The organism is Chitinophaga polysaccharea, assembly GCF_007829335.1.
Lineage (GTDB): Bacteria > Bacteroidota > Bacteroidia > Chitinophagales > Chitinophagaceae > Chitinophaga > Chitinophaga polysaccharea_B.
Genome location: NZ_VIWO01000002.1, coordinates 361,909 through 380,427, shown reverse-complemented (window position 1 = coordinate 380,427; position 18,519 = coordinate 361,909). Strand labels below are relative to the sequence as shown.

Genomic DNA, 18,519 nt, shown 5'->3' with positions numbered 1-18,519 from the left:
GGGTTTATCGGGTGAAGGAGAAGAAAGAATTATTTAAAATCAACGAAGACGCTTTGTAGCCGGAGATCCTGTAACAGCTGATCCGGATGAGTGGTTGCCAGGAGCAATATCTGCTGAAAGTAGCCGGTAAACTGTTCCATGGTAGCGCGGCTAAACCGGCTGGTGGCGAAGGTAAATACCCCGGCTAAATCCGTGCCTTGCTGGCTCATTCCCAACATAATATCATACTGGGTATACCTTCTTTTCATTTCGTATAACCGTACCTGTAGTCCGGGCATGTCCAGCGATCCGATATGAATATTATCCATGTAGAAGTATACGTCAAAGAGCGGACTACGGCTCCAGTTGCGCTGACTCACCACCTTATTCACCAGGGCATCAAATGGATATTCTCCGTTGTCGAAACCATCGAGCACGCCCTGTTTCACTTCCTGCATAAACTGCCGGAAGGTTTTACCGGGAGATGGCTGATGACGGAAGGCCAGTACATTAACAAACAGCCCGACGATCTGCTGCAAAGCCGTATGCCTGCGGGCAGCCACAGGAGAGCCTATGACAATATCTTCCTGGCCGCTTAACTTAGCCAGCAACACATTCAATGCCGCCAGCAATACCATAAACACCGTCACACCTTCTTGTTGTGCCAGGGTATGCAATGCCATGGCTGTTTCCTGCGCTACCCGGAACCGGATGGCTTCACCGTTGAAGTCCATTAAACCGGTACGCTCATAATCGGCAGGCAGCTGTAATACAGGAGCCGGTTCCCGGAACTGTGACAACCAGTATGCTTCCTGCTCTGCGATCATGACCTGGGTAGCAGGCTTCAGATACCAATGCACATAGTCTTTATAGCCCAACGGTATATCGCCCGTTGTCTGCTGCTGGTAAAGCGATCGAAAGTCACGCACCAATATATCCATCGAAATGCCATCGGAAACGATATGATGCATATCGAGCATCAGCATAAAATGGCTTTCATCCTGTTGCCATATGCCTGCACGGAAAAGTGGCGCTTCCTCCAGCTGAAAAGGCTGAATAAAAATATCCAGTACTTCCTGCGGCGACGCATATACCCCATTGTACCAGGTAAGCTGGAAAGCAACCTGCTCCAATACCCGCTGAACCGGTTCACCGTTGTGCAGGCAGAAAATGGTACACAGGCTCTCATGCCGGTTTATCAATGATTGCAATGCCTGTTCCAGTCGCGCCTTGTCGATGACGCCTGATAACATAAAAGCCACCGGCATGTTATAGGCACAGGAATCATTCATCAGGAACTGCAGGGTAAACAGCCGCCGCTGCGCGGGCGACAACGGATGGTAGTCTGCCTGTTCAGCCCTTTCTATATGATGGAATAACGTTTTACAAGCCTGCGCTACATATTGGGCCAGGTCTTTTAATACGGGCCGCTTAAACAATTCAATCAGCGGTACTTTAACCTCCAGTTCCTGTGTAACCGCGGCAAGCATCAGCGTTGCACTGAGAGAATGACCACCCAACCTGAAGAAATCCGCATCGGTACTGATAGCGGTGCTATCAAGTTGCAATACCCGTCCCCAGATGTTGACCAGCACTTTTTCTGTTTCCGTTACCGGCGCCCGGTATTGTTTTTTCTCATTGTCGGCGGGTTCCGGTAATGCTTTCAGATCCAGTTTACCATTTACGGTTACGGGGATGGCCGCTATACGTATAAAGTAAGCGGGCAACATGTACTCCGGAAGCTGACCGCTCAGAAACCGGCGCAGCGCCTCGTCTTCCACCAACTGATCAGCCACATAATAGGCGCAGAGGTAACGGTTGTTACTATGACCTGTTCTTACAATCACCTTTACTGCTTTCAGCCCGGCATATTTCAGCAGTTGCTGTTCTATTTCACCCAACTCGATACGATAGCCACGGATCTTCACCTGCGCATCTTCCCGGCCAAGGAATTCAATATTGCCATCTTCATACCAGCGGGCTTTGTCGCCGGTATAATACATCGTACCTCCCGGTACAAAAGGATTAGCGATAAACTTTGCGGTTGTGAGTGTATCGTCGTTGATGTAGCCGCTGGCCAGGCATTCTCCTCCTATGTATAAATCACCTTTTACACCAATAGGACAGCATTTTTTTTGTTTATCGAGAATGTAATAGGCTGCATTCTGAATTGGCTTGCCGTAGGGAATACTTCTCCAGCCCGGATCGATATCCTTTACCGGGAAGAAATTAGACCATACCGTAGCCTCTGTGGCACCTCCCAGGGCAATGACCTGCGCCTGTGTAAACGTGTGTTTTACATCCACCGGTAGGGTAAGCGGAATCCAGTCGCCGCTGAGCAGCACCAGTCGCAGGCTACCGGTGCCAGTATGCCTGGCTTCCGGAAGATAAGGCACCAATTGTTGCAACGCTGCCGGGGCGGAGTCCCAGCAGGTAATCCCTTCTTTCAATAGTATATACACCAGGTTTTCCGGTTCAGCTATTTCTGCAGACGATGCAATACGCACCACTCCTCCCGCTGCAAGTATGCCGAAAATATCATACACCGAAAGATCAAATCCTAACGATGTAGTAAATAACAGTTTATCCTGTTCCCCAATACCAAAGCGGCGATTCAGCCACTCAATCAGGTTGATCACCGGTCGATGCATAACTGCTACCCCTTTAGGAGTGCCCGTTGAACCGGATGTAAAAATGACATAGGCCAACGAATCAGATAACAAGGGTAACCGGGGATTATGAACGGGATGATGGTCCACCTGTTGCTGGGTGATCCAGGCTCCCGGCGGTAATGCGTGGTCCTGCTTACCAAGGCAGATCTTTAGCGGACTGGCTATAGACAGGCTTCCTGTACAGGAGGCTACCTTCATGGCATGAGCGGTATCTGTTATTACCGCAGCTACAGGTAGCGTGTCCATGATACCCATTACCCGGTTATCCGGGAGATAGGGTTCCAGTGGAACATAGGTAGCACCTGACTTCAGGATTCCCAATAATGCCACCACCATTTCAATAGAACGGCTGATGGTAACCGCCACAAACTTACCAGGCCCTATTCCACCGGCTATCAAGGTATGCGCCAGGCGGTTAGCCGCCATATTCAACATATCGTAGCTGACATGGCTGGTGGCCGTAGCCAGGGCTGTAGCCGATGGTGTGCGGGCCACCTGGTCTTCAAAAATATCCGGCAAGGTAGCCGCCCTGTCATAGGGTACTGCGGTATCGTTGAAAGTATAAATGAGTTGTTCGCGTTCGTTTTCCGGCAGCAGGCTGATATCCCCTATCTGTTGTGATAATTGACCGGCAATGGATCTTGCCAGTCGCGCGTAATAGCCTGCCCACCTGGTGATGGTACTCCGTTTGAACAAAGCGGTAGCATAACAAAAATTGAGTGTGAGTCCCCCTTCCTGCTGCACTACCTGCAGGTTAAGATCAAACTTGGTGGTGGTGGTATAATACGGGTAAGGCAGGAAGGTGAGCTCCTTTAGTAACAGCGTTTCTTGTGCAATACTGTGCATATTGAACATGATCTCAAACAGTGGATTGCGGCTGGTGTCCCTTTCCACCGCTAATGCTTCTACCAGCTCTTCGTACTGATAATCCTGGTGTTCAAAGCAGGACAGCGTCATTGCTTTTACTTGTTGGAGGAAATCCCGGTACGGCAGGTCATATCTCGGCTTAGTTCTTAATACCAGCGTATTTACAAACACGCCGTGTATTTTCTGCAAATCAGCGTGGGGCCGTCCTGCTGTAATGGTACCGGTTAATATATCTTCCTGGCCACACAGTTTACTGATTAACAGATGGTACAATGATAGCAATACCATGTAAAGCGTTACGCCTTCGTTGCTGGCTATTTCCTGTAGCTGTGCTGTTACAGTGGCATCCAACTGTACAGTTACCACGTCGCCATCAAATCCTTTCACGGCTGGACGGGGAAAATCAGCAGGCAGGTCGTTGGGCAACAACTCACCGGATAGATGATTCATCCAGAAATCTTTTTGCGCGTTGACGCTGCTGATTTGGGCTGGCCTCTGCTGCCACATCACAAAGTCTTTATATTGTAGCTTTACCGGGGAAAGGATTTCGCCCTGCACCAGGCTGACAAAATCATGCATAAACAAGCTGGTGGCCACCTCATCTGATATAATATGATGGGTATCTATCATCAAAAGATATTCATTCGTTGACAGCGGCATTACGCCAGCTCTCAATAATGGCGCGCACTCCAGGTTAAAGGGAGCGATAAACTGCCGGATAACCGCGTCCACGTCCTTCCCATCGTAAACGGTTATACGAAAATCGGTATCGGCTTGAATAGATTGTACGGGCTCGCCTTCCCGGATATAAAATGCGGTCCTGAAACTGTCGTATCGTTGGATCAGCTGCCGGAATACGGTGGTTATTTTTTCAATATCCAGGCTGCCTTTTACGCGGTAAAACAATGGAATGTTGTAGGCAACTGATTGTGGTGCCAGCTGGTGCAATACGAACAGGCGACGCTGCCCGGATGAAAGCGGATAATAAGGTTGTTGGGGGGCTACAGGAATAGCCGCATTTTCTGTTACCGGTACTGTAGATGTAGTGATGGCAGCTTCGAGTAAAGCAGCTTGCTGTGTAAATTCCGACGTATCAAATACCTCGCTTAGCCCCAGCTGTATACCCCATTGTTGTTGTATGGCAGCCAGTAAGGTAATAGCTGCCAGTGAATGACCACCGGCCCGGAAGAAATCAGATTGATCATCGATGTCTCCAGCTGGGATTTCCAGTACGTCTGCCCAAATGTTACGTAACTGGTCTTTTACCGGGTTACCCATTATCGATGCAGGCTTTTCGGCCACTCTTTGTGGTGTCACTGCCGGTAATGCTTTCCGGTTCACTTTACCGTTGGTTGTTAATGGTATCTGGTCCAGTTCCACGTAGTGCGCTGGCAACATATGGATCGGTAAGCGTTCCGCCATAAACTGTTTAAGCGCTGATACGTCCGGTTGATGCCTGGTGGTGTAGTAGGCCACCAGGTATTTGTCGCCCTCCGCATTTTCGTTGACTGCCACCACAGTGGCATCGATGCCGGGATGCAATAACAGGGTGCTTTCAATTTCGGCCAGTTCAACGCGATATCCGCGGATCTTTACCTGTTCATCCGCACGTCCCATGTACAACAATATGCCCTGTGGCAGCCAGCGGGCCAGGTCGCCGGTACGGTATAACCGCTCCCCGGTAATAAATGGATGAGGAATAAATTTCGCCTTGCCGGGTTCCTCCTGCCTCGTGTAACCATGCGCGAGCTGCGCTCCGCCAAGGTAAATTTCACCCGTTACGCCTACGGGCACCGGCCGTAGATATTCGTTCAACAAATACACCTGGGTGTTGGGTACCGGCAAACCGATGGGTACCGACTCCAGCACTTCAGCAGGATTAAACCGATGAACAATACAGCCTACGGTGGTTTCCGTAGGCCCGTACTCGTTATAGATGGCTATGTGGCCATTAAACTGCTCATGTATTTTCAAGGCCAGCTGGTAAGGTAACGCCTCCCCGCCTACTATCAGCACTTTAAGCCTGGATGGCCGTATACGCAATGCCGCCATTATCTTCAGGTGAGCGGGCGTGAGTTTAATAATATCTGTTTTATCTTCTCCCAGTATATGTTCCAGCAGCAGTGCGTCTTGTCCGCGTCTGCTATAAATGATCATGCTGTTTCCCGACAGTAACGGTACAAAAATAGCCGTTAGGGTAAGGTCGAACGCTACGGAGGTAAACAAGGGAAAGTTCATGGCGGCACCCTGTTGGTAGTTGCCAATAGCATAGCTCACATAGTTTACCAGCGCGCTGTGAGGAATGCTGATCCCCTTTGGTTGCCCGGTGGTACCCGATGTATAAATAAGGTAAGCAGCGGTATTACCGGCAACCGCTATCGGCAAATTACTGGCATCGCTACTCCACCAGCTATGGTCATCCATGCATAAAATGTGCGGTACGCCGCAATCTTCCAGGAAGGGCTGTTGATCAAATTGGGTATGGGTATTGGTAAGTAACACCTGTACCCCGCTATCGGAGAGCAGGTAAGATTTGCGGGCCACGGGATAATCCGGGTCTACCGGGAAAAAGGCGGCGCCGCATTTCAACACCGCGAGGATGGCTGTTATCATATCCGGGCAGCGATCCATCATGAGTCCAACTACCGATCCGGGCTGAATACCCCGGGCATGCAGGGCGCGGGCTACGTGGGTGGCATTCTCATTCAACGCCTCGTAAGTCACCTGTTCGTCTTCACATTCGAGGGCTACCTGCTGCGGGTGCAGCAATGCCTGTTCTTCAAATAACTCATGTACTGCCCGGTGCCGTGGAAATGTCTCCTGTGCGGCATTTACCTGGTGCAGTAACCACTGCTCTTCTTCCCTGGATAATAAGGTAACCTCCGCCGGGCGGCCAGTGGGATGTTGGATAAAATCGTTGAGCAAACGCTGGTAACCACCAATAAAACGTTCTATGGTAGCCGGCGTAAACAGGTTGGTATTGTATTCAAAGGTGAGTTCAAAGCGGCCGTATTCCTCAATGCCCCTGAGGGTAAGATCAAACTTGGAAATGTGCTTCTCTACATCAAATCTGCGGATGCTTAGCCCCGGGAGATCGATATCTGGCAGGTCGAGGTTCTGCAAGTTGAACATCACATCCAGTAATGGACTACGCCCCGGATCCCGCCATTTCACCACCCGTTTCACCAGCTCTTCGAAGGGATAGTCCTGGTGTTGCTGGGCTTCTGTCGTTTTTATTTTTACATATTGCAGCAGCTCCGTCCAGGTGGCGCCCCGGGCTATATCAAACCGTAGTCCCAGGGTATTGGCAAACATACCAATGGTATTCATCAGGTCGGCCTGTCGCCTGCCGGCGATGATGGTGCCGATAACAATATCCGACTGGCCGCTCAGCTCCTGTAGCAGCGCCAGGTAGGTAGTTAACAAAATCGTATATACGGTGGTGTTGTACTGCACCGCGCATGCCTTCACCGCTTCATAGGTAGCGCTATCCAGCAGGAAGCGCCGGGAAGCGCCTTCCAGGGTTTGCCGGGCCGGCCGTGGGAAATCGGTGGGTAACTGTAACGGGGCTACGTCGCTGGCAAACTGTTCCAGCCAATAAGCTTCCTGCTGCTGCAATGCCTGCATGGGCAGTTGTTGCTGCTGCCACACGGCATAGTCTTTATATTGGAGTGGCACCGCTGCGGGCGCCTCTCCCACATATAGCTGCAGGCATTCCCTCACCAGGATACCCAGGGAAGTACCATCTGCTACCGCATGGTGTATATCGAGTACCAGGGTATGTTGGTCAGCTGCAGTGGTGATCACGCCCATCCTGATCAGCGGCGGATCCTGTAAGTTAAAGGGCTGAATAAAATCATGGATCAGCGTATTTTCTTCGCCGATAGCAGCCTGCATCCTGGTAACATGGAAGGTTACCTGTTCATGTATTACCTGCCGGGGCATGCCCTCCTGGAGGATAAAAGCCGTACGCAGGCTTTCATGGCGGTCGATAATAGCCTGCATGGCCAACTCCAGGCGATCAATATCCAGGTAGCCTGCAACGGTTAAAGTGGTAGTGATGTTATAGGCCGTACTTTGGGTATTGTATTGCTGCACCACGTATAGCCGTTCCTGTGAGGATGACAGTTCATAGGAGGAGGCAACAGGTGCGGGTGGAATAACCGGTACCTGGCTTGCCTCCGCGGTGGCTATCCGCGTTGCTATCGCCGATAAAACAGGATAATAAAATATATCCAATAGTGGAAAGGCTATCCCGAAAGTTTTCTCTATCCTGGCCGCCAGGATCGTGGCTCTCAGGGAATGTCCACCTATTTTGAAAAAATCATCGTGCCGGCCGATTTGCACCAATGGGATGCCCAGTACATCTGACCAAATCTGCGCCAACTGCTGCTCGGTGGCATTGGCAGGCGCAGCGGTGGCGGGTGTTGCTACTGCTTCCGGTAAGGGCAATGCTGCGATATCAGTTTTACCATTAGCTGTGAGCGGAATTTTATCCAGCATTACGTAATGAGTTGGAACGAGGTACTCCGGCAACAGGTCCACCAGGTATTCCCGGATATCGGCCATTGTGATGCTGGTAGCTGCCGGCACCACATACGCGCATAGTTCATAGCTGGAAGCTCCATCTGGCCGCGCTACTACCAGGCCATTGCTTACCTGTGGATGACGCAGTAAATGTGATTCTATTTCTCCAGGCTCCACGCGGACGCCCCTGATCTTCACCTGGCGGTCTATACGTCCGAGTAACTCCAGGTTTCCATCCGGCAGCCATTTTCCCAGGTCGCCGGTTTTATATAATGGTTCTCCATTCCCCTGGGGATGGGTAATAAATTTCTCTTCGTTCAGCCCGGGCTCATGCAAATAACCTTTGGTACGGTAAGCAGTGCGGATATATATTTCCCCTGGCATACCGCTTTCCACCGGCTGCAACGATTCATCGAGCAACCATATCTCTGCTCCTTCCATGGGCTTTCCAACAGGAATAGTGGCGCTTCTCATATCTTCCCGCCTGATCCGGTAAGCAGTTTTTATCATGGTCGTTTCCGTAGGGCCGTACAGGTTATACAGTTGTACCGTATCGCCATGTTGATCGTACCATTGTTGCAGCTCCGACGGGCGCAACGCTTCTCCCGATAACAAGATATATTTCAGGTGAGGGAAGGCGATCGTTTCTCCTGCATCGTGATTGATCAGCCTGAAAAAACTGGGGACACAATGGATCAGGGTAATCCTGTTGTCGTGTATCCATGCTTTCAGTTTACGCTGGTGCAGTAAGGTTTCTTTCTCCCGGGGAATACAAATGGTAGCTCCCGCGCATAAAGCCGCAAACACATCACGGAGAAAGGCATCAAACCCCGGATTGATGAACTGGCTGATACGATCGCCAGGCTGTAGCTGAAAGCTGCCGATCTCCCACTGAATAAAATGCAGCAGGCTTTTATTCATTCCCACAATACCTTTCGGTTGGCCGGTGGAACCAGAAGTGAAGTATACATAGATACTGTCTTCTGTATCATAGCCAGGCCATGATATAGCAGCTGCTGGTGTTTCCTGCATCCAGGCGTCTATATCTGCCACCACGGCATGTGCTGGCTTCCATTCCTCCAGAAGCGTAACCTGTTCCTGGTCAGTCAACAACAAGGGAGCAGCTGTAGTATGTAAAATATGACGAATACGCGCTGCCGGTAAGGTTTGATCTATTGGCACAAAAATACACCTGGCCTTCAGGATAGCGACCAATGCGGTAATCACTTTCACCCTGTTTTCACTGCAAACGCCCACCATAAGTTGTTGCCCGCCGCTTCTGGCCAGCAGGGCACGCGCCAACAGATCGCTGTCGTGATGCAATGCCGCATAGGAAATAACGCTGTTGCCATCATCGATTGCGGGATTATCAGCATATTGTTTAAAACCTGATAATAAGATATCCTGGAGCGTATTCATGGCGATATACTTTCATTTAAACGGATCATAGATAATTGTTAACCGGCGATATTGACGGGTTGTACGGCAGCAGTTGCCGCCGGCTGGCAGGCAGCTTTGAGTGTAGCCAATGGTAAATGCGGATTTTCCAGTACCTGGGTGATGAGGATGTGCAACGCATTCATGAAGGCCACAATACGGCCCTGCTGAAACAGATGGGTTGCATAACACAGCTCCAGTTCCAGTGTATCGCCAACTTCGCGGCAATACAGCATCAGGTCAAATTTGGCGATCCTTTTCTTTAGCGGGAACGGTCTTACGTCAGTACCGGGAATTTGCAGGGTGGTGCCGTCGGCATAATCAAACTCCATCATCACATCAAAAAGCGGGTTACGGCCTGGGAGATTGCTAAGCCCCAGGCGCCGGATCAGTAAATCCAGCGGGTATTCCTGCTGATCAAAAGCCTCTAGTACCAGCTGGCTGACTTCTCCTAAAAATCCGCCGAATGTTTTATAATCACTGGGGAAAGATCGTAGTGCCAGGGTATTTACAAACAAGCCTACTACGGTTTGCAGTTCTGGTCTTCTCCGCCCCGTTACCGGCGTACCTACTATCATCTCTTCTGAGCCGGTAAGATGAGATAACAATACATGATAGAGCGTCATCAACACCACAAATACCGTGGTATTTTCTGTGGCTGCCAGCTGTTTAAGCGCCTGGTATTGCGCGGCTGTGATGCAGGTAATAACAGTATCGCCAGCGGTATGTATGCCAATAGCGCGATTAAAATCTGTTGGTAAGGAAGGCCGGGCAAGGGGAAGATCCCGGAATACCTCCAGCCAGTAAACTTCCTGGTGGGACAATAACTGCCGGTATTCTTCCGATTGCTGCCAGGTAGCGTAATGTTGGTATTGCAATGATACCGGCGCCAGCGTTTCTCCTGCCAGGAGGGCATTCAGCTCCCTGATAAAGATGCCGGAAGAGGTGCCGTCGGCAATGCTGTGATGAAAATCAAGGAATAACCAGGCACTATTGTCATCAATATCAGCAACGGCTATACGAAATAAAGGTCCACGGTTTAAATCAAATGGCCGGATGAACTGGTGAAAGGCTGCTTCCGGATGGTGGCCGATGGTGGCCGGAAGCCTTATAATCTCTATCGCCCTGTTCACCGCGGGTACCTGGACGATATTGTTATCTGCAATATCGTAGGTAATGCTCAGTACCGGATGCCGGGCCATCAGCTGTTGCAGGGCTGCCTGTAAGGCCGACAGGTTTAGCTGTCCCTTTACCAGGTAGGCAGCGGGCATGTTGTATTCGAGTCCGCCGGGATGCAACCGATGCAGGAAATACAAACGTTGCTGCGCATCGGAGGCAGGGTAAAAAGCTTGCGAAGCAGTGCGGCTAATGGTCGTGTTACTTTCTCGTACCCCTTGCAACACCGCGGCTATATTGGCCCTGACAGTAGGATCCTTGAAGAACTCCGGCAATGATATTTTCACGTTAAATGCCTGTTGGATATTAGCAATCAGCTGCATTGCTTTCAACGAATGACCACCCAGGATGAAAAAGTTATCCGTTACCCCGATATGCGCAGCGTCCGTTTGTAAGGCAGCTGCCCATATTTGCGTCATTAATATTTCAGCGGCCGTAACAGGGGCTACATACCCTTCTTGCTGCTGCTGCGCCGGCGGATGCAAGGCGGCCTTGTCGATCTTACCATTGGCGGTAACAGGTATCTTATCTACCATTACAAACGCCGATGGTATCATATAATCGGGCAATCGCCGGGATAACAGCTGGCGCAGCATTTCAACAGTTATTTTTTCCTTTACCACCAGGTGGGCACACAGGTATTTGTCGCCATCGGTATGTTGCTGCACGGTAACAACCGCTTCTTTCACCACAGGTATCTCCAGTAAACAACTTTCGGTTTCACCCGGTTCTACCCGGTATCCCCTGATCTTCACTTGTCCGTCTATCCTGCCCAGGAAATCGATCGTACCATCGGGCAACCAGCGGGCAATATCGCCAGTACGATAAATTACCTCATCAGGCCGAAAAGGATGTGGAATAAACTTCTCCCTGGTTAATATTTCATTCCCGATATATCCCCTGCCCACCTGCTCTCCTCCTGCGCATAATTCGCCGGGAACGCCCATAGGGGTAATATTTCCCCTGACATCCAGGATATAGATATCTGTATTGAGGATGGGCGTGCCAATACCTGGTAACGCCGGAATATCGCCTTCCGGCGAAATAGTCAGCGTGGTAATCACATGCGTTTCAGAAGGACCATAGTGATTATGCAGGTATACCCCGTTATTTTGCAGGTAATACCGGAATTCATTGCTGACAATCACTTGTTCACCGGCAGTTTGTATATGCCGGATGCAGGCGGGAATGGCTTCTATGTATGCGGTTTCCCTGAACAACAATCTCAGTAACGACATAGGAAAGAAGACAGTGCTGATATGATGCTCTCCGATAAATGCCAGTAAATCGGGGATATTTTTCCGCACCGCTTCGCTGACCATATATACCGTTCCGCCTGCACATAACGTATAAAATATCTCTGAAAAAGAAACGTCAAAAGAAATTGTACTGAATTGAAGCACCTTGCTAAAATCCATGCCGGTGTGGTAAATACAATGCTGTACCAGGTTTACGGCATTACGGTGTTCGAGCATGATGCCTTTCGGGCGACCGGTAGAACCTGAAGTATAAATGACGTATACCAGGTCGCCGGGTTTATTGATCAACGTTGGCTCGTTACCGTTACCACTATACGTATCTTCCCTGGATATGTCCATTACCGTTATAGTATCCAATAATGTTGCGGCCTGGGCAGCCGTTTCACCGTCGGCCAGTAAGAACTTCACCTGGCTGTCTGCCAGCATGTACTGCACCCTGTTCACCGGCAATACCGGGTCTATCGGCAACCAGGCGCCTCCGGCTTTGATAATGCCCAGCATACCTACAACAGTAGCGGCACTGCGACCCGTATACAGGGCTACCAGCACATCGGTGGCGACGCCTTTTTTTATCAGCGTTTCCGCCAGCTGGTTAGCTCTACGGTTCAGTTCCCGGTAAGTGAACGTTTGAGCGCCATCTACCAGCGCAATGGCTTCCGGCGTTCTTTCCACCTGTTCGATAAACAGCTCCTGGAGAACAAGGCCTTTACAGCGATCTGATTTCAGGTGATTAAAAGTATATAACAGCTGCTCTTTTTCACTATCAGGTAATAAGCTGATGGAACTCAATGGCAACGCAGGTTGCAACAATACCTCCTGGAGAATATGTATAAAATATCGGGTAAAACGTGCTACCGTAGCTTTTTTAAAGAGATGGGTACTATATTCCAGTTCAAAGTAGAGCGACGCATCCTGGTCCCAGCAAACCAGATTTAAATCGAATTTGGCTTTATCAGTTACATGATGATAAGGTGTACGTTGAATACCCTCCCAGCCTTTGCTGCGGATAGAAAAATGCTGGTACACCAACAGAACGTCGAAAAGCGGGTTGCGGGAAATATCTTTTGGGAGATGTAACTGTTCTACCAGGTCCTCATACTGACAATCCTGGTTTTCCAGCGCTGTAAATACCCGTTTCTTAACTTCCTGTAGAAACGTATTAAAAGGCATTTCTTCCGGCAGCTGGTTACGCAAAGGCAGCGTATTTACAAATATGCCGCTGATATTTTCCAGGTCAGGATGCCGTCTTCCACCCACCGGTGTGCCCACCACAATATCTTTCTGCCCCGAAAGTCCCGACAACAGTACATTAAAGACAGCCAATAACAGGCTATGCATGGTAACATCCAGCTCTTTTACCAGCTTCCTGGCAGCCAATACAGTTGCTTCATCAAGCGTAAAGTGAACAGCATCGCCGTTGAACAACTGCACGGGCGGCCTGGAATAGTCGGTGGGTAGTTGCAATACCGGGATATCCTGTTGGAAGATCTCTTTCCACCAATCCAGCTGTTGCCTGCGATATTCGCTGTGCTGCTCTTCTTCCTGCCATATTGCGTAATCTTTGTATTGCAGGGCTACGGCTGGCAGGGAGGCGCCTTCACATAAAGCAACGAGTTCACGATCCAGTATTTCACTGCTGATTCCATCGGAAATAATATGATGACGGTCAAATATAACCGCATGTTTATCGGTCGCCAGTTTCACGATGCCAACCCTCATAAAGGGCGGTTGATCGAAATGAAAAGGCCGGGCAAAATTCCGGATCAGCGCTGGCAAAGCCGCTTCGTCTGCTTCCAGTAATTCCGGTTCAAAAGGCACCTGCTCCATCACCTGTTGTACCGGGCCTTCCGGCGTCATCAGCAAGGCGGTGCGATAAATTTCATGCCGTTGTATAATGGTGCGAAATGCGCTGGTTAACCGGTCAATGTCTAACCGGCCTTCCAGGATATCAACGTGGGTTTCATTGTAACCAATGCCGCTGGTATCAAACTCACGCAGGAAGAAGAGCCGCCGCTGTGCAGCCGACAAAGGATAATACGTGCGGTCCGGCGCCGGCATTACCGGCTTATAGGCTTTATGCTTTGTATGACGCACTACATGCGCAATATGTTGAATAGTACGGTTGCGGAAAAATTCCTCCAATGATACAATCGTTTTGGTAAGCCGGTGTACACGGGAGAGCATGATGATAGCCTTGAGTGAATCACCTCCCAATTCCATGAAGTCGTCCTGTACACCTATACCGCTGAATCCCAGTTGTTCGCTCCATTGCTCCACCAATTTTTCTTCCAGTGCATCGGCCGGCGGCAGGTATTCGTTTAACAATATTGGCTTGGGTTTTAGCGGTATGGTCATAGAGGCATCCCCCGTGGCTACAGTACCGGGATGATCATTAGCGGTATACACCCACTTCTGCATCCGCTGTAATAAGTTGCCCGAAGAAATAGCCACCTGTCCTTCTTCCAGGGCATAATGTAATACCCGCTTCAGGGTTTCTATTCCTTCAGCTGCGGAGATATTGAGTGCGATCGCCTCGCTGCTGATCATCATATTTTCCAACCCTGCCTCCCAGCCTTCCCAGTCAGCCCAGTTGAGGCTGATCCAGGGCTTGCCGGCGGCTACCTGCTCCAAAGCCATTGCATCCATAAATTGGTTGGCGGCGGCGTAGGAAGCCAGTCCCAGTCCTCCCAGTATGGGTGACAGCGAAGAAGCCAACAGGATAAAATCCGGTTGCCTGTTCCTGAAAATTTCTTCCAGTACGAGCGTACCGGTTATCTTAGGATGGCAGTGTCTTTCATAATCCGATGGCTGCAACTGGCCTATGGTGGGGAAAGCGTGCATGTCGATGATGCCGGCCGTATGAAACACGCCGTGAATAGGTCCGAATTTATTTTCAGCTTCCGTTACTACCTGCTGCATTTCTTCGAGACTTCCGGCATCTGCTGCCATAAAGGCAATAGTGGCGCCCTCCTGCTCCAACTCCAGCAGCGTAGATATTTTGCGCCGTTTTCCCCCATTGCGTTCAGCAGTAGCCTGCTGTTCCCACTGGCTGCGGGGTGGCAATGGCGTGCGACCCGCCAGTATTATTTTAGCCTGGTATTCGCGATGTAAGCAAGTGGCAATAGCCAATCCTATATTGCCCATTCCCCCGGTTACCAGGTAAGTGCCTCCCACCCGGAGCCGGGCTGTTTTTGCCGGAGCCGCAGGTAAGGATAATGGCTCCATTTGTTGCACCCAGCGCGACTTTCCACGGTAGGCGGCTACGATACCGGTTGTGGTGAGCAATGCTTCCCGGATTACCTGCCGGAAAAAGTCATCGCCATCCGGCTCCACTATCCTGCAGCGCACCCCGGGATATTCTTGCGGTATTACCTTTACCAATCCCAGTAACGTTGTTTTGCCGGCATCTGTATTTTCATCACCGGTAATACGGAATATCCTGTCGGCCGCTACTGTGAGCTGCAGAGAAAGCGAGAGGGATTGGGTATATTCCAATGCCTGCATTAAATAAAGCAGGCTATAAAAACCGGTGTATTGTTTTTCTTTGATGCTGTCAGCTGTGAGTACCTGTTCTTCCCTATTGCCTGTATTCCAGGCATGCAACACATGCGAGGCTTCCCAACCGGCCGTTTGCAACCGCCGGCACATTTCCCTATAGTCTTCTGCCGACTGAGGATGGATAATAAATTCGTTGGCATTCGTTTGCTCAAAAGCGCTGCCCGGATGCACCATTACCACATCAGTAATCTCCCAGGTCTGTAGTTCATTCAACAGCAGCGACACCGGTATACCCGGCGGTACAAACAACAGTAAGCTTACCGGCAAATCAACTTCCGGTTGGTATGGTAGCAAGGGTTGCCGCCTCCAGGAAGGAAGGTAAAACCAGGAAGACAAGTCCTCCTGCTTGGTAATGCCATTCGTATTAGCCGTTTCCGCCGGATCGCGACGTGCCACGTGTCCAATATCCATCGTATGCGGTGCCTTCTCAAAAGGATAAGCCGGCAATGGTATCTTACAGCGATTTTCTTCCCGGTAAAAATTTTCCCAGCTGAACGGATGTCCTTTCAGCCACAGCTGACCAACCCGGTTCAACAGGTATGCTACATCAGATACCCCCACCGACTGGGTTCTAACGGTGCTGAGTACACGATTTTCCTGTTCCGGCGGTAACAATCGTTTTACCAGCATGGTAAGATCATTGCCAGGACCAATTTCCACCAGGGTGGCATCCGGAATAGCCGTGATATGTTGTACGTTATCAGCAAAGCGCACGGTTTGGGAAAGGTGCTGGCACCAATATTCCGGCGAAGTGGCATCTGCAGCTGTCATCCACAGCCCTGTTACATTCGAAAGGAAAGGAATGGCTGGGGGATGCAATACTATTGATGCCAGGTGCGCCCTCAATGCAGGTAACACCGGGTTTACTGTAGGCGCATGTACAGCATGCGTAGAGGATATCCTGAACGACAACAGGCGTTCTTCCTTTAGTTGTTTTTCGAGACGGATAATATCTTCGAGTCCGCCAGATACCACGCAAGAGGGGCCATTGTCAATTGCCATATACACGTCTTCCGGTAACAGGTGCATGGCCTCTGCTGCCGGCAATGGGATACTCAGCATAGCTCCGGCAGGCAGTGTTTCTACCAGCCGTCCCCGGATAAGCATTAATTGCAGCGCATCTTCCAGCGAAAAAACGCCGGCCAGGCAAGCCGCCACATATTCCCCGAGACTGTAGCCTGCAAGATGATCCGGCTGCAATCCCCAATGCATCAGCAGCCGCGCCAATGCATATTCAAATACAAACATCCTGAGTTGAGAACCGGTAAAACTATTATCGGGTGTATGATTGTTGTGATAAAGCGTCCATTTTGCCATCTCAGTGCCGGCCAGCAACTGCTGGCAGCGGTCTACCTCTTTCCTGAAAAATGGTTCCTTTTCATAGAGGTCCCGCCCCATATCGGGATACTGGGCGCCTAACCCTGCAAAGAGGAACACTAGCGGAGGGCACTGTTGATTCACCCCGGCAGTTTGTGTTCCCCTGTTACCTTGTGCGGTTAACTTCCGGATAGCATCTTCCCGATCGGCTGCCACACAAATACTGCGGTAGCGGAATTCCTGCCGGCCGGTTTGCAATGTATAGGCAACATCAGCCATATTAATATCCGTAGCTGATGACAGGTGGGCCGCCAATTGCGTAACCCTGGCCTCCAATGCTACCGGGGTTTTAGCTGATAACAGCAACAGGTAATGATCTCTCCAGGAAGGCGTATCTGTTGCCGCTACCGGCGCTTCTTCGAGTATAAGATGTGCGTTGGTGCCTCCAATGCCGAAGGAGCTGACTCCTGCACGTAATGGCTGCTGATCATTTGTCCAGGAAGCAAGCGTGGTATTTACATAAAACCTGCTTTGTCCCGTGTTTAGCCCGGCGATAGGTTGTGTGCAATGCAGGCTGGGAGGTATCATGCCATGTTTTAAGGCCAGCACGGTCTTTATCAGGCCCGCCATGCCGGCGGCAGTATTCAGGTGGCCAAAGTTGGATTTCACGCTTCCCAGCGGGCAACGGAACTCGCCAGGTACATCGCGAAAAACCGTTTCCAGTGCCTCTATTTCAATTTTATCACCGATAGCAGTGGCGCTGCCGTGCGTTTCGATATAGCTGATGCTTTGTGGTTCTATTTCTGCTACCTGGTGCGCCATGGCAATCACCTCTGCCTGCCCTGCAGATCCAGGCGCGGTATAGCCAATTTTACGGGCGCCATCATTGTTGATAGCACTTCCCTTGATTACCGCATGAATGGTATCTCCATCGGCCAGCGCATCAGCCAGCCGTTTCAGCATCACGATGCCTGCCCCGTCGCTGAATACTGATCCAGAGGCCTTTTCATCAAAAGAGCGGGTATGCCCATCGGCCGATAAAATCATACCTGGTTCATGTAGGTGCCCCGCCTTTACCGGCAGCGATAAAGATATAGCGCCGGCAAGAGCTGCATCGCACTTACCCGTGAGCAACGCCTGGCAGGCAGTATCTACCGTTACCAGGGAGGTAGAGCAGGCGGTATAAATAGTCATACTGGGCCCATGCAGATTCAGTAAGTATGATAAACGCGTGCTGAGAAAATCTTTATCATTCAATAACAAAGTGGCGAACTCGTCGGAAAAAGATGCCTTGCAAGCCGCCAGGGTATGTTGTTGCCAGGCAGTAGCCGGAGCCGCGCCCAGGTATACGCCCATCAATCCCTGCCAGGTAGCCGCGTTACATCCTCCGTTCTCCATTGCCTCATAGGCAAGCTCACAAAGCAAACGTATCTGGGGATCCAGCCGTTCTGCCTCTTTGGGGGTGAAGCCAAAAAAGGCCGCATCAAACATCTCTGCGTCATCAATAATCCCCCTCGCTTTCACATATCCCGGCTGACTGTACTGTGCAGAAGTGATCCCTGATGCCTCCAGTTCCGCATCTGTAAAGAAACGGAGCGTTTCCCGGCCATTTACCAGGTTATCCCAGAAAGCAGCGGGGCTATCAGCGCCCGGAACACGTATAGCCATGCCCGTTATTGCTATTTCAAGGCCGGTAAGTTTCCTGTTATCAACTGACATATATCGAT

General features: G+C 50.5%; 2 protein-coding genes. Both read right to left on the bottom strand.

From position 1 onward, the window contains the following. Positions 1-29 precede the first annotated feature (29 nt). Positions 30-9,464 carry a non-ribosomal peptide synthetase gene (locus tag FHW36_RS09460; protein ID WP_145666170.1) on the bottom strand — a complete coding sequence of 3,145 codons (9,435 nt, stop codon included), beginning with the start codon at positions 9,462-9,464 and terminating at the stop codon, positions 30-32. A gap of 38 nt (positions 9,465-9,502) precedes the next feature. Next, complete coding sequence (locus tag FHW36_RS09455) at positions 9,503-18,511, bottom strand: hybrid non-ribosomal peptide synthetase/type I polyketide synthase (RefSeq protein WP_145666168.1); 9,009 nt, start codon at positions 18,509-18,511, stop codon at positions 9,503-9,505. Positions 18,512-18,519 lie beyond the last annotated feature (8 nt).